Genomic DNA, 25262 nt, shown 5'->3' with positions numbered 1-25262 from the left:
TTGCTCCCGCTGGGGCGCGTAGCGGCCCTCCAGACCTGCCATCTTGACCCGCCAGATGTGTTGTACCCAGCTTTTTTTGGGGCTGCTTCGCAACCCGGCGGGAGCAAGCTCCCTCGCCACAAAAGCCCGTTCACGCCGATGGATAAGCGCCTCACTCAACCTGACTGAAATGTAATCACTCACCGCTGCCACCTGTGTCATCTTTCTTTCAACCCTGCACACGGACAACCCTGTGCTCGCTACAAATCGACTGACGGACTTCAAACGGCATGCAATCAAATACTTCCCGGCGAACCTTCGTAAAAGGCCTGACTGCCGGCGGCATCCTGGGTGGCCTGGGCTTGTGGCGCGCGCCCGTCTGGGCGGTCACCAGTGCTGGCCAACCCAACGTGCTGACAGGCACCGAGTTCGACCTGTTCATCGGCGAAAGCCCGGTCAACTTCACCGGCAATCCGCGCATCGCCCAGACCATCAACGGCGGCATCCCCGGCCCGCTGCTGCGCTGGCGTGAAGGCGACACCGTGACCCTGCGGGTACGCAACCGTTTGAAAGACCCAACCTCCATCCACTGGCACGGCATTCTGCTGCCGGCCAACATGGACGGCGTGCCGGGGCTGAGCTTCAAGGGCATCGAGCCCGATGGCATGTACGTCTATCAGTTCAAGGTCCGGCAAAACGGTACTTACTGGTACCACAGTCATTCCGGCTTCCAGGAACAATCCGGGGTCTACGGCCCACTGGTAATCGACGCCAAGGAGCCCGAGCCCTTCGAGTACGAGCGCGACTACGTGGTGATGCTCACCGACTGGACTGACGAAGACCCCGCCGATGTCATCGGCAAGCTCAAGAAACAATCGGACTACTACAACTACAACAAACGCACCGTCGGTGATTTCATTGACGATGTCGGCAAGAACGGCTGGGCCGCCACCGTGGCCGATCGCAAGATGTGGGCCGAAATGAAGATGAACCCCACCGACCTGGCCGACGTCAGTGGCGCCACCTACACCTACCTCATGAACGGCCAGACGCCGGACATGAACTGGACCGGTCTGTTCAAACCCGGCGAACGCCTTCGCCTGCGCTTGATCAATGGCTCCTCCATGACCTACTTCGACGTGCGCATCCCCGGCCTGAAAATGACCGTGGTGGCGTCCGACGGACAGTACGTCAAACCGGTGAGCGTCGATGAGCTGCGCATCGCCGTGGCCGAAACCTATGACGTTATCGTCGAGCCAAGCGAAGAAGCCTATACGCTGTTTGCCCAATCGATGGATCGTACCGGGTACGCCTGCGGCACCCTGGCGACCCGTTCCGGTCTCTCGGCAACGGTGCCGCCGCTGGATCCACGGCCATTGGTCACCATGGACGACATGGGCATGGGCGGTATGGATCATGGATCGATGCAGGGCATGGCGGGCATGGATCACAGTCAAATGGCGGGGATGGACCACAGCTCCGTGCAAGGCATGGACGACGGGCTGTCCCATCCAGACTCCGAGAACGACAATCCGCTGGTGGACATGCAGGCCATGAGCGTCAGCCCCAAGCTCGACGACCCGGGCATGGGCCTGCGCAACAACGGTCGCAAGGTCCTCACCTACTCGGACCTGCGCAGCACATTCCCCGACCCCGACGGGCGTGAACCGGGCCGCACCCTCGAACTGCACCTGACCGGCCACATGGAGAAATTCAGCTGGTCGTTCAACGGCGTGAAGTTCTCCGATGCCGCGCCGCTGCTGCTCAAGTACGGCGAGCGCCTGCGCATCGTGCTGATCAACGACACCATGATGACTCACCCCATCCACCTGCACGGTATGTGGAGCGATCTGGAAGACGAGAATGGCCAGTTCATGGTGCGTAAACACACCATCGATGTGCCGCCGGGTTCCAGACGCAGTTACCGGGTCACCGCCGACGCCCTCGGACGCTGGGCCTATCACTGCCACTTGCTGTTCCACATGGAGATGGGGATGTTTCGTGAAGTTCGGGTGCAGGAATGAGGAGCCGACCATGACCACTGTTTTTCACTACCCCTTGGCACTTCTTGCCAGCCTCACCCTGGGCGCCACCGGTTCGGCCTGGGCCGCGAGCGACGACATGCAAGGCATGGATCACAGCCAGATGCAGGGGATGGACCATAGCCAGATGCAAGGCATGGACTCAATGCAGAGTATGGAACCGATGCAGGGTATGGAACCGATGCAATCGGCCCCGACCAGCAGCCGCACGCCGATCCCCGAACTGACCGCTGCCGACCGCGCCGCCGTCTACGAAGACCATGGCGGTCACGCGGTGCACGACAGCGCGATCAACTCATTGTTGCTCATCGACCAACTTGAATGGCAGGACGCCGATGATGGCAGTGCCCTGAGCTGGGACGCCTCTGGCTGGATCGGCGGCGACATCGATCGCTTGTGGCTGCGCTCCGAAGGCGAACGCACCAACGGCAAGACCGAGCACGCCGAGCTCCAAGCCCTGTGGGGGCACGCGGTCAGCCCCTGGTGGGACGTGGTCGCCGGCGTGCGCCAGGATTTCAAGCCGGGCGCCCCGCAAACCTGGGCCGCGTTCGGTGTACAGGGCATGGCGCTGTATAACTTCGAAGCCGAGGCCACCGCGTTCATCGGTGAAGGCGGTCAGAGTGCGATGCGCCTGGAAGGCGACTACGACATCCTGCTGACCAATCGTCTGATCCTGCAACCCACCGCCGAAGCCAACTTCTACGGCAAGAACGATCCTGATCGAGGGGTCGGCTCCGGGCTGTCGGACACTGAGGTGGGTGTGCGGCTGCGCTACGAAATCCGCCGCGAGTTCGCTCCGTACATTGGCGTCACCTGGAACCGCGTCTACGGCAACACCGCCGACTACGCCCGGGAAGAAGGTGAAGACCGCAGCGAGGCACGCCTGGTGCTGGGCGTGCGCATGTGGTTCTGAGAGTGTCTGTCATCGCAATCAACCAAAAAACTAGAAACCTGAGCTGTAGGAGTCCTTGCATGTCCTTTATCAGAACCGCTGTAGTCACCGTCGCATTGTCCACAGGCCTGTTGATCAGTGGCTTGGCTCAAGCGCACCCAAAGCTGCTTTCCTCCACGCCCGCCGAGGGCGCTGAAGGTGCGGCGCCGGCAAAAATCGAACTGCATTTTTCCGAAAACCTGATGAGCAAATTCTCCGGTGCCAAGCTGCTCATGACCGGGATGCCCGGCATGTCGGCGCACTCGCCGATGCCCATGAAGGCCAAGGTCTCCGGCAGCGATGACCCCAAAACCATGATCATTACCCCGAACGCTCCGCTCACCACCGGCACCTACCAGGTCCAGTGGCGCGCGGTGTCGTCCGATACTCACCCGATCACCGGCAATGTCACGTTCAAGGTGAAGTGAATTGAGCGCCTCGATCAACATCGACCTGCTCAACATTGTTCTGCGCTTGGCCCTGTATCTGGATTTGATGTTGTTGTTCGGCCTGGCGGCTTTCGGCCTGTATAGCTTGCGCGGCCCAGAGCGGACCTCGGGCGTGGTGCTGCATTTCAGGGCACTTCTACTGACCACGGCGCTGTTCGGCGTGCTGTTGTCCGTGGCCGCCATGCTGTGCATGGCCTGGGCCATGAGCGGCGTCAGCGACTGGAGCGAGTTGCTGCCGCACATTGAAATGATGGTGTTGGAAACCGACGTGGGTTTGAGTTGGAGCGTTCGGATCGCGGCGCTGTCGCTGGCAGCGATAGCGGTGGCCCTGAACCAACGCTCACCAGCCGCCAGCTTGTGGCTGATCACCCTGAGCGGCGCCGTGGCCCTTGCGACACTGGCCTGGGCCGGGCATGGCGCCATGGACGAGGGCGTGCGTCGTAACTGGCACTTCATCACCGATTTTCTGCACCTGTGGGCGGCAGGCGGCTGGGTGGGCGCCCTGGCGGCGTTTGCCCTGCTGCTTCGCCAGGCTGAACAGCGGCTGCCGGTCCTGGCGCGAACCCTGACCGGGTTTGAAACCGCCGGGGCGGTGATTGTGGTGGTGATCAGTGTGACAGGGGTGGTGAACTATCTGTTCATCGTCGGTCCTCGCGTCGACGGGCTGCTGGATAGCACCTATGGTCAATTGCTGACGCTGAAAGTCGTATTGTTCGCGGCGATGCTGGTGTTCGCCGCGCTGAACCGTTTTCATCTGAGCCCGTTGCTGGAACAGGCTCGGCAGGCCGGGGAGCACAGCGTTGCGGTCAATGCCCTGCGGCGCAGCATGGCTCTGGAGTTGTCCGTGGCGGTAGCAATACTGGCGTTGGTGGCATGGCTCGGGACGTTGAGTCCGCAGATGGACTCCTGACAGGCTGCCAGGGATTTTCCAATCAACCCGCAGCCCTGTGGGAGCGGGCTTGCTCGCGAAGAGGCCTTCACATCCAATATGGAGGCAAGCTGATCCACCGCCATCGCGAGCACGCTTTGCTCCCCCAGAGGGGCACTCACCAGACCGGTTCGTGAACCACCTGATTTTTAAATACCCCCCACCAGATTTCAGTTTGCCCCGCCCCGCACATCCCAGCCTAAATGGAGCTTTATCCAGCAAGGCTCTGTTATGGAAAACGTTCGAACTTCAAGCACCCACGCCGCCTGGCTGATGGTCAGCGTGGTGTTGGTGGCACTGAACCTGCGCCCCTCTATGGCGGCGGTCGGGCCGTTGTTATCAGCCATTCGCGGCGAGGTGCCACTGAGTTTCAGCACCGCTTCGTTACTGACCATGCTGCCGGTCATGGCCATGGGCCTGGCGATGTTCTTGGGCATGCGCATTGCCCTGCGCATCGGTGAGCACCGCACCATCGTGCTGTCGCTGCTGATCATCGGCATCGCCACGGCATCGCGCCTTTACCTGGACAGCGCCGCCGAGCTGATTATCAGCGCGGTGCTGGCGGGGATCGGCATCGCCCTGATCCAGGCCGTGATGCCGGCACTGATCAAATCGCGCTTCGCCGACAATGTCTCGTTGTTCATGGGCCTGTACGTCACGTCCATCATGGGCGGCGCGGCGATTGCAGCGTCATTTTCACCGTTCGTCCTGGCGCAGACCGGCAGTTGGCGTATCGGCCTGGCGATCTGGGCACTGCTGGCGCTGATCGCCTTGGGCTGCTGGTACGCCCAGCGCGCGGCCGTCACGCCCTTGCCCGCAGCCCCGGCGCAGCGCCAGGAATCGTTTTTCAGCAACTCGCGAGCCTGGCTGCTGGCGATCTTCTTCGGCCTCGGCACCGCCTCCTACACCTGCGTGCTGGCGTGGCTGGCGCCGTATTACGTGGAAAAAGGCTGGAGCGAACAGCACGCCGGCCTGCTGCTGGGGTTCCTCACCGCGATGGAAGTGTTGTCCGGCCTCGTCACCCCGGCGATTGCCAACCGCAGCCAGGATAAGCGCCTGGTCCTGGCCGTTTTGCTGGCCCTGATCATCGCGGGTTTCTGCGGCCTGATCCTCAGCCCGGACCGCTTCAGCCTGTTGTGGCCTTGCCTGCTGGGGCTGGGCATTGGCGGCCTGTTCCCGATGAGCCTGATCGTGTCCCTCGATCACTTGGACAACCCGCGTCGGGCCGGTGGCCTGACAGCATTCGTGCAAGGCATCGGCTACCTGATCGCCGGGCTCTCGCCGCTGATTGCCGGGATGATCCGCGATCAGTTGGGCAGCTTCGAATGGGCCTGGTGGTCGCTCACGGCGGTCATGGCGCTGATGATCGTGATGGTCCTGCGCTTCAATCCCAAACACTACGCGCGACATATCAGCTAGCGGCGTCATAGGGCTGCAGTTGACTGCGGCCCTGTTTTTCACACTCACCATGCCGGCCGGCCAATGTGTCCCTCATGACGTTCCGGTATTTGAAAGCAGGAATAAAACCTTGATGAAAAACGTCGGTTTCGCAGCCGCTCACTGGGGCATGCTCATCTGGGCGATACTGATCGCAGCGTCGTTTTTTGCTGCGGCGCAGGTCAGTCAGTCAATCGATCCGATCCTGCTCACGGGGTTGCGACTGCTGTTTTCGGCACTGATGTTCCTGCCGCTGCTGCTCCTGAAAACCACAACGCCTGTCTCCGGCAAAGGCCTGCTGGCCCATGCCGTGCTGGGCCTTCTGCTGGCGACGTATTTTGGTTCGTTGTTCGAAGCGTTGCGCTACACCTCGGCGGTCAACACTGCGACGCTGTATACGCTGGTGCCGTTGATGACCTTGTTGTTCGAGGTATTTCTGCTGCCCAACCCAAGCCTCAAGACCCGCCTGCTGCCGATGTCGACCGCAGCGATCGGCGCGGTGTTGCTGACCCTCAAGGGGTCGGCCCCGGGACAATTGCCGGCGCTCTATCCCGTGCTGGTTTTCGGTGCCGGTTGCCTGGCGATGGCGTTGTATTCCCCCCTCAGCCAACGGTTCAAGGCCCGCGCGCTGAAAGGCCGCGACCCGGTGACGATGACGTTCTGGAACATGCTGTTCGGGGCGCTGTTTCTGCTGGTGTTTTGCCTGTTCAGCGGCGGCTGGCGCAGCGCTCTGCAGCTGTCGACGCTGGACATCGGCTGGCTGATGTACCTGGCCGTGTTCGGCACCCTCGCCACTTTCTGGCTGTTGCACCGGGCCATTGGGGTGATCGCGCCGTCCACGGTGGTTTCCTATGTCTACCTCAGCACCCTATTCGTGACCGTGCTGCACTGGTTCTGGCTCAGGCAGCAACCGCTGATGATCGAGATCCTCGGTGCTGTCCTGGTGGGTATCGGCATGCTGGCACTGGTGGTCAGCAGCCGTAACGCCAGAACCGTCACGGCTTGAGGGCGGTCAATACGTCGATGCTGGACGGGGCGTAACCGGACGCCAGCGCTCCAGCTCCCGCTCCAGAAAAGCAGCCACCGCCAACAACCGTTCTTCCTGCCAATGAGGCCCGACAATCTGGATGCCGATGGGCATTCCGGTAGTCGAGTCCGTTCCGGCGCGGATCACCACTGCCGGGGAACCGCTCAGGCTGAACGGGAACACGAAGGCATACTGGTCGCGATCCTTCAGGGACTCTCCGTGACGGAATGCGACGTCCGGAAATACCGGACAGATGAACAGGTCGTGCTGCTTGAAGAACTTCGCCAACTCATAGCGAAACGTATCGATCATGATCCAGTCGCGTTTGACTTCATCCACGGTCAACTCCACCGCCTCGCTCATGTCCAGCAATTGAGCGATGGCCGGGGTAAAACGTCGCTTGTTCATGGACTCGAACAATTGCCGCCAACCTCGACCGGCGTCAGCGCCGGTGATGAACACCCGCCACAGCACATCACAGGCCTCATCGAGCATCGGCGGCGCGACCGTGCTCACCTCGGCCACCACCGGGCCCAGGCACCGTTCGACGTGCTGCAATACCTGGCTCACCGCCGCGCTGACCGGCGGACGGCTCGGCGCCGAGAACAGCGCCACCCGCAGGTTGGCCAGCGGCTCGCTGGCGGTGAACGGTACATCGACGGTGTCCGGATCCTGCCCGTCGGCACCGCTGATCAATTGGCCGAGCAGCGCCAGGTCATCGACATAGCGGCCCATCACGCCAAAGGCTGAGGTCATGTGGAACAGCCCGGAACGGTCATTGGGAAACTGGCCGGTCAGCGGCACCCGCCCCTGGGTCAGTTTCAAGCCGCAGATACCATTGAAGTGCGCCGGTATCCGCACACTGCCACAGGCATCGGACGCCAGCCCGGCCGGCGAACACCCGGCAGCGATTGCCGCTGCCTCACCGCCGCTGCTGCCACCGGCGGAGCGTTGCAGGTCGTGGGGGTTCAGGGTCCGGCCGTAGACCAGGTTTTCGGTTTCGAAGGCCATGCACAGCTCAGGCACATTGCTGATGCCCAGGATGATCGCCCCGGCCTGCCGAAGCCGGGCAACGGCCGTTGCGTCCTGCTCACTGGGTTCGCCCAACAGCTCCCCCAGCCCGCGGGACATCTTGAAACCACGCACATGCAGGACATCCTTGATGGTGATGGGAATGCCATGCAGCGGGCCACTGATTTGGCCAACGCGCGCCATCTCGTCAGCCTCGCGAGCCTGGCGCCGCAGTTCCTCGACTGGCGCCAGTTGGATCAGTGCGTTGATGTGCCGGTTACGCTCAGCGATGCGTTGCAGGTAAAACTCCAGCAACGTGACACTGGTCAGCACACCACGTCGCAGCAGACCGGCCATTTCCCGCAGGGTCAGCGTATCGGGGTTGAACGTGTTCATGACAGCTCCTTGCTGCGCAGCCACTTGTTGGGCAACAGATACATGTTGCGCACCACCAGGGAAAACGCTTTCACCGCCAGCGCCGGGCGCCGATCGATGGCTTGCAGGGACTCTTCAATCATCGCCAGGACATGCTGCAAGGCTTCGGGCGTGATATTCAGCGGCGGATAGAAACGCAACACCGGGCGTTCGGCCTTTTCATTCATGGAATGCCCGGCGTGGACGCCACGCTTGCCCAGCTCCATGCTCATCAAGGCCTCATAGACCGAACCACGCAGGCGCAGCCCCGTCATCAGGCCGACGCCCGGCACATCCTCGACGATGTGCGGATAACGCAAGGCCAGTCGTTGCAGACCGTGGCGCAGCAACCCGCCGTTGACCCGCGACAGCTCCACCAGGTTGTGTTGCTCGATGTAATCGATGGCCGCCAGCGCCGAAGCGCAGGCTAGCGGATGTCCGCCATTGGTGCGCGTGTCGGGCTCGATTTCGCTGAGTGGATACTGGGTGGCCAGGCGCCGGCTGTACAGGGCGCAGGCGAACGACGTATAGCCGCCGGTTAGGCCCTTGGAGAGGATCATGATGTCAGGCACCACGTCGTCATATTGTACGGCGAACCATTTTCCGCAGCGCCCGAAACCGGTCTGGATTTCATCCGCCACCAGCAGCGTGCCCGTGGCGTCGCACAAGGCTCGAAGGTTGGCCATGTAGCCCACCGGGGGCACCTGTAGATGAGCGCCACCCAGAATCGGCTCGACGTACACCGCACAGACACCCTCGCCCACGGCCTTTTGCAGGGCGGCGAAATCGCCATAGGGGACACAGGTCACTTCGGGGCAAGCGATGCCATAACTGCTGTGGTGCTGTTGCTGGCCCAGAATGCTCATCGCCGCCAAAGTCTTGCCATGATAAGAGCCGCTCATCACGACGATCCTGCGCCGCTGGGGCTGGACCCGCAGCACATAACGCAGGCTCTGCTCGACGGCCTCGGCGCCCGAGACCATGAATTGCACGTCGCCCCATTCTCCTGGCACCAATTGGCAAAGCCGCTCGGACAGCTTGTCTTGAAGCGGATGGCGCCGGCCTTCCGGGACCCAGGCCAGCTGATTCAATTGCGTCTGCACCCGTTCACGCACCGTCGGGTTGCGATGCCCGACGATAAACACCCCGTAGCTGCACGCGCAGTCAATGAAGCGCTTGCCGGTGTGATCGGTAACATGAATGCCATCGGTCTGCTGTTCGACGCTGGTCTTGCCCAGGCGATACAGCTTGGCTGCCGATGCGCTCCAGTGCCGCTGGCAATCATCCAGCAGTTGTTCATGCGGCCTGAGTAAGGACATGGCTTAGCGTCTCCTTGATGAGGTGGGCGGCACGTTGAATCTGTTCGGGGCGTGCAGTGATCGGGCAGCGCAAGATCAATTCGCGGCCTCGGGGTGGGCTGATATAAACGCCTTGCTGGTAAAGCGCTTCGCACAGCAGGGACGGTTGCAGATCACCGGCCAGCGGCAGGCTGACCCAGCCACCCACGGCCACTGCACCGAATGGCGCCAGGGTTTGCGCCAATCGCTGACCGTTCTCCAGACAATGCCGAGACGAATCGTGGGCCTGCACGTAATCCAGGGCGGCCAACGCCGCTACACAGGCCATCGGGTTGCCGGCGGTGGTGCTGCCGTGTTTGGCCGGACTGCTGCGCCCATAGACCTGCCAGGCCATGCGCTCGCTGCAGGTATAGGTGCCGATGGGGATCGCGCTGCCTCCCAGTGGCCCCCCAAGCACGACAATGTCCGGGACAGGACGATAACGCTGGAAACCGAACAGCGAACCCAGGCTACCGAGGCAACTGTGGGTGTCGACCGCGATGACCGGCGCGCAAGCCTGTGCTGCGCGGGCATGCAATTGCTCGAGCAATGCAGCATCGAGCAGTTGCAATCGGCCGTTGGCATCCACGCGGGTGTTGCTGTGGCACACCGCGAAACAATCACTCCAGTCCACCGTGTCCAGGTCAGCCAAATGCCGAATCGCCACTCGCTTGAACCCTAGAAAATTCTGTACGGCCAGATCATCTTGCGCGGCGCTGAGGCAACGTCCATAGGTCAACGCGCCATAATCACCACCCTGGATGAACACGATGGTGTTGCCCTTGGGCTTGAGGCCTTTGCACAACTTCAATGCGCCCTCGAACGCCTCATCCCCGGAACTGCACACATAAGAGCTGACGAGCGGCGCGGGCAGCAGCTCGGCCAGGCGTCGGCACAAAGCAATCAGCGGTTCGGACATCAATACCCGGTTGGATAAGCCCATGATGTCCGCTTGGCGGCTGACCGCCTCGATCACCGGCGGCACCTGGAAACCGAACCCGCCGCTCAGGTCGATAATCTGCCGGCCATCGCCGTCGAGGTAGGTCTCGTACTGTCCGCTGACAATGTATTTGTTGTTGTTCTTCATGATGAGTCTCAGCGATAGCTCAAGGCGTTGAAGATGCGTCGACGTTCATCGACGATGGTTTCCCGACCGTGCATGACCCGGCGGTTGTCGATCATCACCACGTCGTGATCGCGCCAACCCACCGGGCAGGTGTACTGGGCGGACACTTCGGCAATTTCCAGCAGAAACCCGGCGGGGATCGGCTGCCCGCCCACGGTGTCGATCACCGGAGCTTCGTAGTTGAAGGAAGGTCCCAGAATGCTGTTGGCAAACGCCGGCCGCTGGCTGAACGCCGACGTGAGGATCGCCGAGGTGCTGAAGGCGTAGTGAATGGAGTCATCGGCGGGGTTGAAGGAAATGACCGTCTGCGGGTCCTCCCCGATGATTTGCCACAGGTCCTCGATTTCGACGGCCGCCGGGTCCGACAACGCTGGCGAATAGTGGCAAACCAGGCGACGCCACTTTTCCCCCGCAACGGTACGGCTGTAGCGGATAGGGTTTTCTTCAAAAAAACTGCGGCAGGCTGGGGACAGTTTCGCCAACACCTTCTCACCGTCACACAACGTGGTTTGCGACCCCTTGCGTGGTGCTTCCTGGCAATAGAACCAGGTCATGTCCGGCCAGAACGGTGAGTTACCGTTTTCGCAGTGCAGGCCAACCGCCTGATGTCCCGCGTCCACCAACTGTGCCGCGCCGCCCACCATGACGCGGGCCGGATCCAGGCTCAGCCGCGAACTGTTTTGCTTGACGTAGGCGCTGAAATCTTCGGCGCTGTGGATACAGTTACGAAACAGCACGACCCCGTAATGGCCCAGCAGCTCATACAGCTCGCTCTTGCCCAGGCTGGCGAAGTGGTGCGGCTCGACGATGGAGATGTCCGCGGTTTCAAAGTGAAAGGCAGGTGTGGTCATTGGATGCAGTCCCTTGCAGAGTGGAAAAAACAGTGGCGATGTCGGCGCGTTTTGGCCGGCCGGTAACGGTGTAAAGCTGCTCGATCAACGGGTCGTCCTGGGTCAACAACCAGAGTCGGCTGGGTCTTTCGATGTCGGAAAAACGCCGGGCGGACCAGGCCACCAGCTCATCGCGCGCGGGGGCCGACTCGACACACAGCAACGCCACCAAGCCGTGGCGTTCATCGAAAAACACCGCCGCATCGTTGACGCCGGGGTATTTGCGATACTCCAGCTCAACCTGTTCGGGGCTGACGTTGCGCCCGTTGGGCAGGCAGATCACGTTCTTCTTGCGCCCGTGCACGTAGAGGTAGCCATCGTCGTCCAGCATTCCCAGGTCTCCGGTGTCCATCCAGCCATCGCCGGACATGGAGCAGGCGCTGGGGTCTGTGCCGGAATAGCCGCTGAACAGTGAGCTGCTCTTGACCTCAATGGTCTGGTCGGCGCCGATACGCACCTGGACATGAGGCAAGGGTTTCCCCACGCTGCCCAGACGCTGCTGTTCGAAGGTATTCATGCTGACCACCGAGGCGTTCTCGGACAGGCCGTAGCCTTGGTACACAGCAATGCCCCGTTCTTCCAGTCCGCGCAGCACATCGATGCTGACCGCTGCACCGCCGCAGGTAATATGCGCACCGGATTGGAGATAGCGCGCCAGTCGCTCGCCCTGCTCGCCTCCCTCGTCCATTTGTTCCAGGAAGCGGTTGACCATCACCGGCGGCACTGTCAGGGCCGTTGGCTGGACCTGCAGGATCCACTCGACCAGACGCTGTGGCGAAGCCCCAGGCTCGCCGAGCAATGCTTCGTTCGGTGGCAAGAAATGCACGGTTCCGCCCGCCAGCAACGGCAGATAGGCGGCAGTCACCTGTTCAAGCAGCAAACTCAAGGGCACCAGCGACAGGTAACGGCGATGAGCATCGGCGGGCATACGTTGACGCAGCGATGCCAGCACGGCGCCGACCGCCTGGGTGCTCAACTGCACGCCCTTCGGCCGACTGGTCGTGCCCGAGGTGTGAATGATTTTGCAGATCCAGTCTTCATCACCGTCGGGCGTATGCAATAAAGGCTGTTCGATGACCGGCTCGCTGATGTGGCGCAAACGGCTTTCAGGGAAATTCAACTTCCAACGCTGCGCCAGTGTCCGCTGCCCGGCGGCATCCACTACAAACCCGTCGCAACGCTCGGCCAGATGCTCCGCCTGAGCCTGGCTGAAAGCCAATGGCAACGGTAACGCGGTAATCCCGGCAAACAGGCAAGCAAGATCGGCCACCAGCCAGTCGCTGCTGTTACGCGTGGCAATTCCCAAAACCACATGATCGCCATGGGCCGGGCTGGGAAAACGCCGTTGCAGTTCGGCGGCCAGATTGAGGGCACGATGTTCCAGCTCGCCATAGGTCAACGCCACCGGCTCGCCGCCCGACGCCGACCAGTCCACCGCGCAGACAGCCTGGCGATTGTCTTGCAACGCGCTTTTCAAGTGATGGATAAATCCGCCGCTCATGGCTGCGCCCTCGCCAGTGAATCGCCAGGCAGTTGGGTGAACGAGGTGTTGAGCGTCATGGCCGCGAAACGCGAGCGCTGCGGGTCTACCCGGATGAACCCGGTGACCGGCAATTTGGAGTAATAAGTCCCCCAGTTCTTACCCCCCTCCTCGCCCAGGCGCGCAGGGTCTGCTGTCAGCAACGGCTCGAAATCGATCTGGCAACTTTCCATCATTTGCCGAACGCGGGGCGTCACCGTACACAACAAGTAATGCCCACCCATGCACCAGGACAACAGGGGAATCATGTTGACCAGAATCATGCCGGCCGTCAGGTGATGGGAGATCAGGTTGCCGATCTCGACAATGTTTGAGCGGTCGATCGTTTTCTCCAGACGCTGGGACAAAATCACTTCTATCGGCTGCGCCAGGTATTGCTCGGAAAACAGTGTGCGGTGGTCCGCGAATGTAATACCGGCACAGGCAAGAATACGGTCTGACGGATCCTGGGTGACCGCAAAGTATTGTGGATTCGGCTCAACCGAAGCCGAATAAGAACGGCGGAATTTCTCTTTTACTACTTCAGTGGCTTGCACCCATAACGCTGTCTTAGTTTCTGCGACGCGAATTTGCATATCGTCCTCCTCCGTCCTTGTGCAGGATTTCTATAAAAAGCGAGGCGAGCATATTTAAGAAAATTCCCACAAGCCATTTAAAAAATAAATGCCTTCCGCTAATATATAAATAAACCCCTTTGTCATAAAAACAAGGGACGCTAGCCGATGGATTGCGCCGAGAAGGATCTTATGCTCAATAGTAATTTGCTTAGAAAGCTGGACATGCAGGACCTGATGGTGTTTGTCGCGGTGTACGAGCAAAGCAGCGTCACCGAGGTGTCCGAGACCCTTTGTGTGAGCCAGTCAACCGTGAGCTACTGCCTGAAAAAGCTGCGCACAAGTTTCGAAGATGAACTGTTCATCAATACCCGTAGTGGCATGCGGCCAACAAATAAAGCCACGGCCATGTACAGCCACGTACTCAATATTCTCAAAACCATCAATATATGCCATTCCGGCATTCAAACATTCGACCCGACCCAGAAAGAAATAACATTCAATATTTGCGCCCCGGAGTATTTCGAACTTCTCATACTCCCCCAATTAGTCAAACGATTCATTGGCAGCCGCTTCCCCGTCATCGTTAACATCACGAAATTCCACAAAGACATTCCGGTTGATGAATTGATGGACGGTCGATTCGATTTGGTTGTTTGTTTCGGCCCCAACTTTCATCGCGGCGCGAAGGGATTGCGCTCGCAAGTATTACTGGAAGATGAACTGGTTTGCGTGGTCGATAAAGACTTTTCACTGCCCAGGGAGGAATTTGATCTGGAGGCATTCGTCGCCTGCCAGCATGTTTTTCCGACGCCCTGGACCTCCGACACCAACATGGTGGACGGCTGGCTCGCCCGGCAAGGCTACAGCCGACAGATTGTCGCCCGGGCCAACAGCTACGTGGCAGCACTGAATATGATTCCGGGGACCGACTTCATCCTGACCCTGCCTCGGCGTATCCAGGCGCTGACCTGCGATGAAGGCAAATACAGCCAGCGCAGACCGCCAGCGGGCTTACCGAACTTTACGCTGGAAATGATGTGGAGCGAGAAACCCGGCCAGGACAACGCCAACATCTGGTTTCGCGAACAGATCGTGAAGGTATGCGCCGAGGACGGCCTGCTTTAACAAGCCCAGGGAACCACTCGGATCATCGGGTGGTTCCCGTGGTCGAGCTGCGATTTTCTACAGGCAAAAAAAAATCCGGAAATCCTCACTTTCGTGGGCCTTCCAGACTTTTAAAACTGCAAAAAATGGTGGGTCGTGTGGGATTCGAACCTACGACCAATTGGTTAAAAGCCAACTGCTCTACCAACTGAGCTAACGACCCAAAAATGGTCGGGGTAAGGGGATTCGAACTCCTGACATCCTGCTCCCAAAGCAGGCGCGCTACCGGACTGCGCTATACCCCGATTGAAATGGCTCCGTGACCAGGACTCGAACCTGGGACCCAATGATTAACAGTCATTTGCTCTACCGACTGAGCTATCACGGAACTGATATTTCAAGTTACTACTTTAAGCTGCTACGTTGAAGCCAGCTTCAACCTCTTCTACCCTTGCGCATCGCTGCGTTCGTGTGTCTGAGGCGCGCTATTCTACAATCTTAAAAACCTCTGTCAACCCCTTAAATTGCTTTCAAGACAATGATTTGCAACTTATTTTGGGTTCCTTCTCACAGAGAAGTGGCCCTTGGGGGTGACGTACTGCGGGGCGCACTTTACAAGCCTTTTCCTTTGAGTTCAACGGCCTGATGAAAAAAATGGCGCTTGGAAGCGAACACCGATAAATCAAGAAAGATCGACGGTCGTAGCGAGGGAGCTTGCTCCCGCTGGGTCGCGTGACAGCCCTCAAAAAACGAGGAGTGCTTCGCCCTCCAGCGGGAGCAAGCTCCCTCACCACAAAAGACCAGACAATCGCCTCAGTTGAAAACGATTTCGTCGTTCTCCACGGTGCCTGTGACGGTTTCGCCTGGCATGAAGCGACCAGAGAGGATCAACTGTGCCAGCGGGTTCTCGATCCAGCGCTGGATCGCCCGTTTCAGCGGCCGCGCGCCATAGACCGGGTCGTAACCCACGGCGATCAGCTTATCCAGCGCCTCGTCACTCAATTGCAGCTTCAGCTCGCGCTCGGTGAGACGGCTGCGCAGGCGACCGAGCTGGATCTCGGTGATGCCAGCGATCTGATCACGGGCCAGCGGCTCGAAGATCACCACTTCGTCCACCCGGTTGATGAACTCCGGCCGGAAATGAGTGGAGATTGCATCCATCACCGCCGCGCGTTGCGCCTCACGATCACCGACCAATTCCTGGATCTGCGCCGAGCCCAGGTTGGAGGTCATCACGATCACGGTATTGCGAAAGTCCACCGTGCGTCCGTGGCTGTCGGTCAGACGACCATCCTCCAGCACTTGCAGCAGGATGTTGAACACATCCGGGTGGGCCTTCTCGACTTCATCGAGCAGGATCACCGAGTACGGCTTGCGTCGCACAGCCTCGGTCAGGTAACCGCCCTCTTCGTAGCCGACATAGCCCGGTGGTGCGCCGATCAGCCGCGCCACGGAATGTTTCTCCATGAACTCCGACATGTCGATGCGTACCATGGCCTCTTCGGTGTCGAAGAGAAACTCGGCCAGCGCCTTGCACAGCTCGGTTTTACCGACACCGGTCGGGCCGAGGAACATGAACGAGCCACTCGGCCGGTTAGGATCCGACAGCCCGGCTCGAGACCGGCGCACGGCGTTGGACACTGCCACCACCGCCTCTTCCTGACCAATCACGCGCTGGTGCAGCAGGCTTTCCATCTTCAGCAGTTTGTCACGCTCGCCTTCGAGCATCTTCGACACCGGAATGCCGGTCCACTTGGACACCACTTCGGCAATTTCTTCTTCGGTGACCTTGCTGCGCAGCAACTGGTTTTCGCTCTTGCCGTGCTGGTCGACCATTTGCAGGCTGCGCTCCAGATCCGGGATCACCCCATACTGCAGCTCGGCCATGCGGTTGAGGTCGCCTTTACGGCGGGCCGCTTCCAGTTCCTGACGGGACTGTTCGATCTTTTGCTGGATCTGCGCCGAGCCCTGGACTTCAGCTTTCTCCGAATTCCAGATCTCCTCGAGATCGGAATATTCGCGCTCATGGCGAACGATCTCTTCCTGCAACCTTTCCAGGCGTTTCTTCGCCGCTTCGTCGCTTTCTTTTTTCAAGGCCTGGGATTCGACCTTGAGTTGAATCAGGCGCCGCTCCAGCCGATCCAGCACTTCCGGCTTGGAGTCGATTTCCATGCGAATGCGGCTGGCGGCTTCGTCGATCAGATCGATGGCCTTGTCCGGCAACTGTCGATCCGTGATGTAGCGGTGGCTGAGCTTGGCCGCCGCGATGATCGCGCCATCGGTAATCGCCACCTTGTGGTGAACTTCATAGCGTTCTTTAAGGCCGCGCAGGATGGCGATGGTGTCTTCTTCACTCGGCTCCTCCACCAGCACTTTCTGGAAACGCCGCTCCAGCGCCGCGTCCTTCTCTATGTATTGGCGGTACTCGTTGAGCGTTGTCGCGCCGACGCAGTGCAACTCGCCACGGGCCAGCGCAGGCTTGAGCATGTTGCCGGCGTCCATCGAACCTTCGCCCTTGCCCGCGCCGACCATGGTGTGCAATTCGTCGATGAACAGAATGATCTGCCCTTCCTGCTTGGACAATTCATTGAGCAAGGCTTTGAGCCGCTCTTCGAACTCGCCACGGTACTTGGCACCGGCGATCAGCGAACCCATGTCCAGGGACAACAGTCGCTTGCCCTTGAGGCCATCCGGCACTTCGCCATTGATGATGCGCTGGGCCAGGCCTTCGGCGATGGCGGTTTTACCCACGCCAGGCTCACCAATCAGCACCGGGTTGTTCTTGGTGCGGCGTTGCAGCACCTGGATTGTGCGGCGGATTTCGTCGTCACGGCCGATCACCGGGTCAAGTTTGCCTTCCTCGGCACGCTTGGTCAGGTCGACGGTGTATTTGTCCAGCGCCTGGCGAGACTCCTCGTGGTTGGCGTCGTTTACCGCTTCGCCGCCACGCAGGTTGTTGATGGCATTCTCCAGGGCTTTCTTGCTCACGCCCTGGCCGAGCAACAGCTTGCCCAGCTTGCTGTTCTCATCCATGGCGGCGAGCAGCACCAGCTCACTGGAGATGAACTGATCACCCTTTTGCTGGGCCAGGCGGTCGGCCTGGTTGAGCAGTCGCGCCAGATCCTGGGACATGTTCACGTCCCCTGTCGGATTCTGGATCTTGGGTAGCTGGTCGAGTTCTTTAGCCAGCTCTTTACGCAGGCTGCTCACGTCAAAGCCCACCTGCATCAGCAGTGGCTTGATGGAGCCGCCCTGCTGCTCGAGCATGGCTTGCATCAGATGCGCCGGCTCGATGCCGGGATGGTCCAGGCCGACGGCCAACGACTGGGCATCGGACAGGGCCAATTGCAACTTACTGGTTAAACGGTCAATACGCATGGGTCACCTTCCTTTTGAGCAGGCCGGACCTGAAAAACATCCTGAATGAAGAAACCTGCCAGATACCGCTATAGATGTGGACGATTCTGGAAGATTCAAGCAGTGCGCTATTGATACAGATCAGAGAAGTCTAGCGTTCGAGCCAGATCAGGGAGGCGAAGCGACCGGTACGCGGGTTGCGTCGGTAGGAAAAGAACCGTGGGTCGGTCACCGTGCACTGGCCGCCCCCATAGACCGCCGTAACACCGCGCGCCGCCAACCGCAGACGTGCCAGGGCATAGATGTCGGCCAGCAACTTGCCGGCGTTGTGGCTGGGGACGAAGGCTTGCGCCGCCTGTGGCAACTGCGCGACGAAAGCTTCCCGCACCTCGGGCCCGACTTCGAAGGCTTGCGGACCGATAGCCGGGCCGAGCCAGGCGAGGATTTCATCGGCGGGCACTTCCAGACTGTCCAGCGTAGCTTCCAGCACACCGTTCGCCAGCCCGCGCCAACCGGCATGGGCTGCCGCGACGCGGGTGCCGGCACGGTTGCAGAACAGCACCGGCAGGCAGTCCGCCGTCATCGCCGTACAGGCGATACCCGGTGTGGCGGTCCAGCAGGCATCGGCGGTGGCCACCTGAGCCGGATCAGCCTCGACCACGGTAATACCGTGGACCTGCTGCAACCAGGCCGGACGGATGGCCAATCGATCGGTGAGGCGGCGACGGTTCTCAGCGACGGCCGCAGGCTCATCGCCCACATGGTCGCCCAGGTTGAGGCTGTCGAACGGCGTCAGACTGACGCCGCCGGTACGGGTGGTGACGCAGGCCTTTACCCAGGCCGGCGCGGGCCAGTCGGGTATCAGCCAGTCACTCATCCGATGAACGCCTCGCGGTCTTGCTTGAGCAACGTCAGCAGCCAGACAAAATCATCCGGCAGCGGCGATTCCCAGCTCATGCGCTTGCCGGTAGTCGGATGATCCAGTTCCAGGAAACGCGCATGCAGCGCCTGGCGCGGGAAACTCTTCAGCGATTCGACCATGGTCTGGCTGGCAGCCGGTGGAATGCGGAAGCGACCGCCGTAAGCCGGGTCGCCCACCAACGGGAAGTTGATGTGGGCCATGTGCACGCGGATCTGGTGGGTACGGCCGGTTTCCAGCTTGACCCGCACGTGCGTGTGGGAACGGAAACGCTCCAGCACGCGATAGTGGCTGACCGCCTGCTTGCCGCCTTCCATCACGGCCATACGCTGGCGCTGCTGGCCGTGACGGCCAATGGGGGCGTTGATCTTGCCACCGGCGGTGACCACGCCGATCACGATGCACTCATAAATGCGGCTGACGCTGCGGCTTTGCAGCTGTGTGACCAGTTGTGTCTGCGCCTGAATGGTCTTGGCCACCACCATCAGACCGGTGGTGTCCTTGTCCAGGCGGTGCACGATACCGGCACGGGGCACGTTGACGATGTCCGGCACGTGGTGCAGCAAGGCGTTGAGCAGGGTGCCATCGGCATGACCGGCGGCCGGATGCACCACCAGGCCCGCAGGCTTGTTGATCACCAGGATGTCGTCGTCTTCATAGACGATGTCCAGGGCAATGTCCTGGGCGACCCATTCTCCCTGGGCCTCCTGTTCGGCAGTCAGTTCGAGGATGGCGCCGCCATGGACGATGTCGCGCGGGCGGATCACCGCCCCATCCACAGTCAGGCGGCCGTCCTTGATCCAGGCGGAAAGGCGCGAGCGCGAGTGCTCGGCGAAGAGTTGTGCGGCGACTTGATCGAGGCGTTGGCCGCCCAATTCGGACGGCACCTCTGCGCGAAGTTCTATTTTATCGGACATGCTCGGACTAGGCGTCGGCACAGCCTTTGGTTTCGGCTGCGCGCTTGTGGTTAAATACGGCGTCTTTTGCCCCGAGGCTTCTCAACGGGGCGCTCATCATAACAGGACGGCCCCGCCCAAGACAGCGGCCGTCATAGGGACGCAAGCCGCCATGCAAGTGAAACACCTGCTGCTGATCGCCATCCTCGCATTGACTGCTGCTTGCTCGTCGAAGGAAGTCGTAGACGAAAACCTGAGCGAAGTCGAACTGTACCAACAGGCGCAGACCGACCTGGACAACAACAGCTATACCAGCGCCACGGCCAAGCTCAAGGCCCTGGAGTCGCGGTATCCGTTTGGTCGCTATGCCGATCAGGCCCAGCTGGAGCTGATCTACGCCAACTACAAGAACGCCGAGCCGGAAGCTGCGAAATCTGCCGCCGAGCGCTTCATTCGTCTGCACCCGCAGCACCCGAACGTCGATTACGCTTACTACCTCAAGGGCCTGACTTCCTTCGACCAGGACGTCGGCCTGCTGGCGCGCTTCCTGCCGCTGGACATGACCAAGCGGGACCCGGGCGCCGCGCGCGACTCCTACAACGAGTTCGCCCAGCTGACCAGCCGCTTCCCCAACAGCCGTTATTCGCCGGACGCCAAGCAGCGCATGATCTACCTGCGTAACCTGCTGGCGGCCTACGAAATTCACGTAGCTGACTACTACCTGACCCGTCAGGCCTACGTCGCCGCTGCCAACCGTGGCCGCTACGTGGTGGAAAACTTCCAGGAAACCCCATCGGTGGGCGACGGCCTGGCGGTGATGACCGAGGCTTACCAGCGCCTGCACCTGGACGATCTGGCGGCCACCAGCCTGGAAACCCTCAAGCTGAACTACCCGGATCACCCGTCCCTGGAGGATGGTCAGTTCACCCCGCGTGTTGCCGAAGCCGACAACCGTTCGTGGCTGAGCAAGGCGACCCTGGGCCTGATCGAATCCCGTCCTCCCCTGCCGCCGGGCGAAACCCGCGCCAACCAGGACGTGCAGCGTCAGTTCCAGGATGCCAAGGAAGCCATTCCCAACGAGCTCAAGCCCAAGGACGCCGATGGCGACGTGATCGAGGAAGAAGAGCCCGAGAACGAATCCAGCGATCGCTCCTGGTTCAGCTACATGACCTTTGGTCTGTTCGACTGAGGCCAGGCACCCGTAAAAAGGGAGACCCGCGGGTCTCCCTTTTTTGTGCCTGGATTTTATAGCGCTGTGCGCCGTTCCTGTCCTTGGCTAAACTGCCTGATCATTAGCCAAAAAGCCGCCCATCATGCTTCGTTTACTGTTCTGGATCGCCCTGATTGCCGCCGCGATATGGTTGTGGCGCAAGTTCAAGGGGACCTCTGCCGCGCCGACTTCCCCTCGGGAACAGGACGCACCGCCCATGGTCCGTTGCGCCCATTGCGGCGTGCACCTGCCGCGAGATCGGGCTCTGGCCCTCGAACAACAGTGGTATTGCAGCCAGGCTCACCTCGAGCAAGGCCCGGGCACTCGTGACCGCTGAGCAAGCCTCAAGTCCTCGCGTCAAACAGGCGCAGCGCCTGCTGCGTCTCTATCACCTGTACCGTCTAAGCATCGGCATCACCTTGGTGCTGCTGATCTCCAGCAACATGGACAACCGCTTGCTGGAGTTCGCCAACAACGATTTGCTGCGCAGCGGCAGCTGGTTGTACCTGGTGCTGAATATCCTGCTGGTGGTGTTTCTTGAAAATACCCGCCGCCCAGCCCGGCTGTTCGGCCTGGCTCTGACCGACGTGCTGTTGTTGTCGTGGCTGTTCTACGCGGCCGGCGGCGCCCCCAGCGCCATCGGTAACCTGCTCATCGTCTCGGTGGCCATCGGCAATACGCTGTTGCGAGGCCGAATTGGCCTGTTGATTGCCGCTGTCGCCACGCTGGGCATCGTCGGATCAAGCTTCTTCCTCGACCTCAGCGATTCGAGCCGTCCCAGCAGTTATCTGCAGGCCGGCACCCTGGGAGCCTTGTGTTTTGCCGCCGCGCTGCTGGTGCAAGGCCTGACCCGACGCCTGGAAGCCAGTGAAATCCTGGCCGAACAACGGGCCAGCGAAGTGGTTGGCCTGGAGGCGCTCAACGCACTCATCCTGCAACGCATGCGCACCGGCATCCTGGTGCTCGATCGCCAGCGCCGGGTGCAATTGGCCAATGAAAGCGCGTTGAATCTGTTGGGCATGCACGATCTGGTCGGCCAGCGGCTCGACGATTGCTCTGGCGCCCTGGTGGAGCGCCTGCAACTGTGGTTGAACAACCCCAGCCTGCGCCCGCAAAGCCTGACGATTAACGGCACCGGCCTTACCTTGCAACCGAGTTTCATTGCGCTGGGACATCACGATCAGCATCAGATCCTGGTCTTCCTCGAAGACTTGGCCCAAGTGGCCCAGCACGCCCAGCAGCTGAAACTCGCCTCCCTGGGGCGCCTCACCGCCGGTATCGCCCATGAAATCCGCAATCCGTTGGGGGCAATCAGCCATGCGGCGCAATTGCTGCGCGAGTCCGAGGAACTGAACGACGCGGATCGGCGTCTGACGCAGATCATCCAGGATCACTCCCAACGAATGAACCGCGTCATTGAAAACGTCCTGCAACTGTCTCGTCGCCAGCAAACCACGCCGCAACGCCTGGATCTACGGATCTGGCTCGACCAGTTCGTCCGACAAGCTCGGGAAAACGCGGCTGGGCATCAGCACTTGCACCTGAGCATCGACCCGGGCGACTACATCACGCTGATGGACCCCGATCAGTTGACCCAGGTGCTCGACAACCTGCTGCGCAACGCCTGGCGTCACAGCGCGATGGCCCATGAAGAGGCCGAGGTCTGGCTCAAGCTGTTCATTGATCCCCACAGCCAGCTGTCCACGCTGGACATTATCGACAACGGCCCCGGCGTGACGCCGGACCAACAAGCGCATTTGTTCGAACCCTTTTTCACTACCAGCAGCCAGGGCACCGGCCTTGGGCTCTATCTGTCCCGTGAGCTGTGCGAAAGCAACCAGGCCCGCCTAGACTTCAAACCACGCCAAGGCGGCGGCTGCTTTCGCATCACTTTTGCTCACGGACGGAAACAGATTTGACTACACGCTCACGGCAACGAATCCTGATCGTCGATGACGAACCGGACATCCGCGAACTCCTGGACATTACTCTGGGCCGGATGAAACTCGACACCCGCAGCGCCGAGAACCTTGCCCAGGCCCAAGCCCTGCTGGCTGAAGACACCTTTGACCTGTGCCTGACCGACATGCGCCTGCCCGACGGCACTGGCCTGGAACTGGTGCAACATATCCAGCAACGCTACCCGCAACTGCCCGTGGCAATGATCACCGCCTACGGGAGCCTGGAAACCGCCATCGACGCCCTCAAGGCCGGCGCCTTCGACTTTCTGACCAAACCGGTCGACCTGGGTCGGCTGCGCGAGCTGGTCACCAGCGCGTTACGCCTACCGTCGGTCGCCATCCCGGCGACGTCCATCGAGCGCTGTCTGCTGGGCGACTCCCCGCCGATGCACAACGTCCGCAAACAGATCGAAAAACTCGCTCGCAGTCAGGCGCCGGTCTACATCAGCGGGGAATCGGGTTGCGGCAAAGAGCTGGTCGCCCGGTTGATCCATGAGCAAGGCCCGCGTTCCGCCCAGCGTTTTGTGCCGGTCAACTGTGGGGCGATTCCCACGGAGCTGATGGAAAGCGAGTTTTTCGGCCATCGAAAAGGCAGCTTCAGCGGCGCCATCGAAGACAAACCCGGACTGTTCCAGGCCGCCCATGGCGGGACCTTGTTCCTTGATGAAGTGGCCGACCTGCCCCTGGCGATGCAAGTCAAATTGCTGCGGGCCATCCAGGAAAAGGCCGTGCGGGCCGTTGGCGGTCAGCAGGAAGAGGTGGTGGATGTACGAATTCTTTGCGCCACCCATAAGGATCTGGACGCCGAAGTCAGCGCCGGGCGCTTTCGCCAGGACCTGTACTATCGACTCAACGTCATCGAACTGCGCGTCCCGCCGCTGCGCGAACGCCGCGAGGACATCGAACCACTCGCCAATCACACCCTCCAGCGCCTGGCCGCCAATACCGGCAGCCCCGCGGTTAAGCTCCATCCGCAAGCTCTGGACGCCCTTCGAAACTACCGCTTCCCGGGCAATGTTCGGGAGCTGGAAAACATGCTCGAACGCGCCTACACCCTTTGCGAGCACCAGTTGATCGAAGCCCATGACCTGCGTTTGGCCGAGGGCACTAGCACCACCGACGCCGGCAGCCCCGACCTGATGCGGGTCGATAACCTGGAAGACTATCTAGAGGACGTCGAACGCAAACTCATCCTCCAGGCTTTGGAGGAAACCCGCTGGAACCGCACGGCGGCGGCGCAGCGGTTGAAGTTGTCGTTTCGGTCGATGCGGTATCGCTTGAAGAAGTTGGGGTTGGATTGAGCCCCGGCTTTCAAGCCCACGCTGCCCCTGTGGCGAGGGAGCTGCTCCCTCGCCACAGGTTCTGTGTTCGCCTTGGCTGCTTTTCTAGCCCTTCGCCACGGGTACCTGCTCGTCCAGCACGCGATTGGCCAATAACTCACTCAGCTCAATCAGTTGTTGCACTCCCAAAGCAACATGCCGTCGCGAGCCTTCGAGTTCGAAGGCCAGGTCGCTGACGGTTGCGTTGGCTGAGGCCAGGGTTTCGCTGAGGTTGGCGAGCAGGCATTCGGTGTCGATGCCTTCCACGACGGTGAATAGCTGGTTTGAGGGTGGTTTCTTTTTGGCTTCGGGCTTTGGGGCTAGGTAATAGTCGAGGGCGCGTTGGGCGGCTTCATCGAGTTTTTGAGAATTGAGCCCGCCATGGGCTGACGAGGGATCGGTTTCGGGGGGATTGGGTGTGACTTTGATCATCGTGCATCTCCAAGTTTTTGGAGCTGCCACCGATCGCCGCGACGCGATTGGAGGTGGCAGCTGTACGCAGGTTCGCGGACCGAACTTGGAGCCTCCGGCATACCCGAAGGTATCCCACGCACAGCCAGCCATGACAACAACAATGCCGAAGCACCGTCGATGGCTGGAATTATGCACCAAGTTAGCGGGCCGCGACGCCCGGACGCTGAATTGGCAGCGACGGGAAAAAGGTTAGCCAGAGTTCTTCCCACCCGGCAACCGCCGGAACTCGTCGGAAAATTCGGCTCGAATTAGGGGCTTTGTCCGACCCTTCCCACAAATTCTGGTTGGCTGTCAGGCTGCCTTCGTGAGTGTGTATATCCGTTTCTGCGGTAACGGCCACTTAGGGTTCCGCCC

General features: G+C 60.7%; 21 protein-coding genes, 3 tRNA genes and 1 pseudogene. 11 read left to right on the top strand and 14 right to left on the bottom strand.

Annotated features, from left to right (window positions below):
* A pseudogene (locus HU811_RS27420) lies at positions 1-183 on the bottom strand (hypothetical protein); the annotation flags it as partial.
* An 86-nt stretch (positions 184-269) separates the two neighbouring features.
* Here HU811_RS27420 and HU811_RS11275 point away from each other — a divergent pair.
* From HU811_RS11275 to HU811_RS11250, 6 genes are all read left to right on the top strand, one after another.
* Entirely contained in the window at positions 270-2003 is a 1734-nt protein-coding gene (locus tag HU811_RS11275; RefSeq protein ID WP_186655887.1) for a copper resistance system multicopper oxidase, read from the top strand.
* A 10-nt stretch (positions 2004-2013) separates the two neighbouring features.
* A complete protein-coding gene (locus tag HU811_RS11270) occupies positions 2014-2934 on the top strand; it encodes a copper resistance protein B (RefSeq protein WP_186655885.1) in 921 nt (306 codons plus the stop codon).
* A gap of 59 nt (positions 2935-2993) precedes the next feature.
* Positions 2994-3380 (top strand): copper homeostasis periplasmic binding protein CopC, encoded by a 387-nt coding sequence (gene copC / locus HU811_RS11265; RefSeq protein WP_186655884.1) that lies wholly within the window; start codon positions 2994-2996, stop codon positions 3378-3380.
* Position 3381: 1 nt separating this feature from the next.
* A complete protein-coding gene (gene copD, locus HU811_RS11260) occupies positions 3382-4311 on the top strand; it encodes a copper homeostasis membrane protein CopD (protein ID WP_225248420.1) in 930 nt (309 codons plus the stop codon).
* 249 nt (positions 4312-4560) lie between these two features.
* Entirely contained in the window at positions 4561-5748 is a 1188-nt protein-coding gene (locus HU811_RS11255) for a cyanate transporter (RefSeq protein ID WP_092457520.1), read from the top strand.
* A 112-nt stretch (positions 5749-5860) separates the two neighbouring features.
* Positions 5861-6772 carry a DMT family transporter gene (locus tag HU811_RS11250; RefSeq protein WP_186655883.1) on the top strand — a complete coding sequence of 304 codons (912 nt, stop codon included), beginning with the start codon at positions 5861-5863 and terminating at the stop codon, positions 6770-6772.
* A 6-nt stretch (positions 6773-6778) separates the two neighbouring features.
* Here the strand turns inward: HU811_RS11250 and HU811_RS11245 are convergent, their stop codons facing one another.
* From HU811_RS11245 to HU811_RS11220, 6 genes are read right to left on the bottom strand one after another with little or no spacing between them, the layout of a single operon-like run.
* Positions 6779-8200 carry an amidase gene (locus HU811_RS11245; RefSeq protein WP_186655881.1) on the bottom strand — a complete coding sequence of 474 codons (1422 nt, stop codon included), beginning with the start codon at positions 8198-8200 and terminating at the stop codon, positions 6779-6781.
* On the bottom strand, positions 8197-9537 hold the full coding sequence (locus HU811_RS11240; protein WP_186655879.1) for an aspartate aminotransferase family protein: 1341 nt from the start codon (positions 9535-9537) through the stop codon (positions 8197-8199). Before HU811_RS11240 ends, HU811_RS11245 begins: the two co-directional genes overlap by 4 nt.
* On the bottom strand, positions 9515-10642 hold the full coding sequence (locus tag HU811_RS11235; protein WP_186655877.1) for an aminotransferase class III-fold pyridoxal phosphate-dependent enzyme: 1128 nt from the start codon (positions 10640-10642) through the stop codon (positions 9515-9517). Before HU811_RS11235 ends, HU811_RS11240 begins: the two co-directional genes overlap by 23 nt.
* An 8-nt stretch (positions 10643-10650) precedes the next feature.
* The gene (locus HU811_RS11230; RefSeq protein WP_092393279.1) at positions 10651-11532 is read right to left on the bottom strand and encodes a TauD/TfdA family dioxygenase; all 882 of its coding nucleotides are present in this window, start codon (positions 11530-11532) and stop codon (positions 10651-10653) included.
* A complete protein-coding gene (locus HU811_RS11225) occupies positions 11507-13072 on the bottom strand; it encodes an AMP-binding protein (protein WP_186655875.1) in 1566 nt (521 codons plus the stop codon). Before HU811_RS11225 ends, HU811_RS11230 begins: the two co-directional genes overlap by 26 nt.
* On the bottom strand, positions 13069-13686 hold the full coding sequence (locus tag HU811_RS11220; protein WP_092393285.1) for a thermostable hemolysin: 618 nt from the start codon (positions 13684-13686) through the stop codon (positions 13069-13071). The genes HU811_RS11225 and HU811_RS11220 overlap by 4 nt, the downstream gene beginning before the upstream one ends.
* Before the next feature lie 171 nt (positions 13687-13857).
* Here HU811_RS11220 and HU811_RS11215 point away from each other — a divergent pair, with 171 nt between their 5' ends.
* Positions 13858-14793 (top strand): LysR family transcriptional regulator, encoded by a 936-nt coding sequence (locus HU811_RS11215; RefSeq protein WP_092457535.1) that lies wholly within the window; start codon positions 13858-13860, stop codon positions 14791-14793.
* 126 nt (positions 14794-14919) lie between these two features.
* Here HU811_RS11215 and HU811_RS11210 read toward each other — a convergent pair.
* The 6 genes from HU811_RS11210 to rluD form a co-directional block, all read right to left on the bottom strand.
* Positions 14920-14995: transfer RNA gene (locus HU811_RS11210), tRNA-Lys, on the bottom strand.
* Between the two features lie 5 nt (positions 14996-15000).
* Positions 15001-15077: transfer RNA gene (locus HU811_RS11205), tRNA-Pro, on the bottom strand.
* 7 nt (positions 15078-15084) lie between these two features.
* Positions 15085-15160, bottom strand: a tRNA-Asn gene (locus HU811_RS11200).
* 425 nt (positions 15161-15585) lie between these two features.
* Positions 15586-18150: an ATP-dependent chaperone ClpB gene (gene clpB, locus HU811_RS11195; protein ID WP_047229871.1), complete on the bottom strand. Its 2565-nt coding sequence runs from the start codon at positions 18148-18150 to the stop codon at positions 15586-15588.
* Between the two features lie 130 nt (positions 18151-18280).
* On the bottom strand, positions 18281-19006 hold the full coding sequence (pgeF, locus tag HU811_RS11190) for a peptidoglycan editing factor PgeF (RefSeq protein ID WP_186655873.1): 726 nt from the start codon (positions 19004-19006) through the stop codon (positions 18281-18283).
* Positions 19003-19965: a 23S rRNA pseudouridine(1911/1915/1917) synthase RluD gene (gene rluD, locus HU811_RS11185; RefSeq protein ID WP_092402987.1), complete on the bottom strand. Its 963-nt coding sequence runs from the start codon at positions 19963-19965 to the stop codon at positions 19003-19005. Before rluD ends, pgeF begins: the two co-directional genes overlap by 4 nt.
* A gap of 151 nt (positions 19966-20116) precedes the next feature.
* Between rluD and HU811_RS11180 the strand changes: the two genes are divergently transcribed.
* The 4 genes from HU811_RS11180 to HU811_RS11165 all read left to right on the top strand — a co-directional run bounded on the left by HU811_RS11180 (position 20117) and on the right by HU811_RS11165 (position 24416).
* The gene (locus HU811_RS11180) at positions 20117-21133 is read left to right on the top strand and encodes an outer membrane protein assembly factor BamD (protein WP_092402985.1); all 1017 of its coding nucleotides are present in this window, start codon (positions 20117-20119) and stop codon (positions 21131-21133) included.
* 124 nt (positions 21134-21257) lie between these two features.
* The gene (locus HU811_RS11175; protein WP_186655870.1) at positions 21258-21491 is read left to right on the top strand and encodes a PP0621 family protein; all 234 of its coding nucleotides are present in this window, start codon (positions 21258-21260) and stop codon (positions 21489-21491) included.
* Complete coding sequence (locus tag HU811_RS11170) at positions 21481-23073, top strand: two-component system sensor histidine kinase NtrB (protein ID WP_092459819.1); 1593 nt, start codon at positions 21481-21483, stop codon at positions 23071-23073. Before HU811_RS11175 ends, HU811_RS11170 begins: the two co-directional genes overlap by 11 nt.
* The gene (locus HU811_RS11165) at positions 23070-24416 is read left to right on the top strand and encodes a sigma-54-dependent transcriptional regulator (protein ID WP_186655867.1); all 1347 of its coding nucleotides are present in this window, start codon (positions 23070-23072) and stop codon (positions 24414-24416) included. The genes HU811_RS11170 and HU811_RS11165 overlap by 4 nt, the downstream gene beginning before the upstream one ends.
* An 84-nt stretch (positions 24417-24500) precedes the next feature.
* Here the strand turns inward: HU811_RS11165 and HU811_RS11160 are convergent, their stop codons facing one another.
* Entirely contained in the window at positions 24501-24866 is a 366-nt protein-coding gene (locus HU811_RS11160; protein ID WP_186655865.1) for a DUF6124 family protein, read from the bottom strand.
* Positions 24867-25262: the final 396 nt, after the last annotated feature.

This window comes from Pseudomonas tehranensis (assembly GCF_014268615.1).
Lineage (GTDB): Bacteria > Pseudomonadota > Gammaproteobacteria > Pseudomonadales > Pseudomonadaceae > Aquipseudomonas > Aquipseudomonas tehranensis.
The sequence above is the reverse complement of the archived record's forward strand: the minus strand, read 5'-3'. Positions and strand labels throughout refer to the sequence as shown.

Bases quoted from the DNA above. Each gene is read 5' to 3' on its own strand.
- copC (WP_186655884.1), top strand. From the start codon at position 2,994: ATGTCCTTTATCAGAACCGCTGTAGTCACCGTCGCATTGTCCACAGGC.
- HU811_RS11180 (WP_092402985.1), top strand. From the start codon at position 20,117: ATGCAAGTGAAACACCTGCTGCTGATCGCCATCCTCGCATTGACTGCT.
- HU811_RS11250 (WP_186655883.1), top strand. From the start codon at position 5,861: ATGAAAAACGTCGGTTTCGCAGCCGCTCACTGGGGCATGCTCATCTGG.
- HU811_RS11270 (WP_186655885.1), top strand. From the start codon at position 2,014: ATGACCACTGTTTTTCACTACCCCTTGGCACTTCTTGCCAGCCTCACC.
- rluD (WP_092402987.1), bottom strand. From the start codon at position 19,965: ATGTCCGATAAAATAGAACTTCGCGCAGAGGTGCCGTCCGAATTGGGC.
- HU811_RS11245 (WP_186655881.1), bottom strand. From the start codon at position 8,200: ATGAACACGTTCAACCCCGATACGCTGACCCTGCGGGAAATGGCCGGT.
- HU811_RS11230 (WP_092393279.1), bottom strand. From the start codon at position 11,532: ATGACCACACCTGCCTTTCACTTTGAAACCGCGGACATCTCCATCGTC.
- pgeF (WP_186655873.1), bottom strand. From the start codon at position 19,006: ATGAGTGACTGGCTGATACCCGACTGGCCCGCGCCGGCCTGGGTAAAG.
- HU811_RS11225 (WP_186655875.1), bottom strand. From the start codon at position 13,072: ATGAGCGGCGGATTTATCCATCACTTGAAAAGCGCGTTGCAAGACAAT.
- HU811_RS11235 (WP_186655877.1), bottom strand. From the start codon at position 10,642: ATGAAGAACAACAACAAATACATTGTCAGCGGACAGTACGAGACCTAC.
- HU811_RS11160 (WP_186655865.1), bottom strand. From the start codon at position 24,866: ATGATCAAAGTCACACCCAATCCCCCCGAAACCGATCCCTCGTCAGCC.
- HU811_RS11215 (WP_092457535.1), top strand. From the start codon at position 13,858: ATGCTCAATAGTAATTTGCTTAGAAAGCTGGACATGCAGGACCTGATG.
- HU811_RS11220 (WP_092393285.1), bottom strand. From the start codon at position 13,686: ATGCAAATTCGCGTCGCAGAAACTAAGACAGCGTTATGGGTGCAAGCC.
- HU811_RS11255 (WP_092457520.1), top strand. From the start codon at position 4,561: ATGGAAAACGTTCGAACTTCAAGCACCCACGCCGCCTGGCTGATGGTC.
- HU811_RS11175 (WP_186655870.1), top strand. From the start codon at position 21,258: ATGCTTCGTTTACTGTTCTGGATCGCCCTGATTGCCGCCGCGATATGG.
- HU811_RS11275 (WP_186655887.1), top strand. From the start codon at position 270: ATGCAATCAAATACTTCCCGGCGAACCTTCGTAAAAGGCCTGACTGCC.
- HU811_RS11240 (WP_186655879.1), bottom strand. From the start codon at position 9,537: ATGTCCTTACTCAGGCCGCATGAACAACTGCTGGATGATTGCCAGCGG.
- clpB (WP_047229871.1), bottom strand. From the start codon at position 18,150: ATGCGTATTGACCGTTTAACCAGTAAGTTGCAATTGGCCCTGTCCGAT.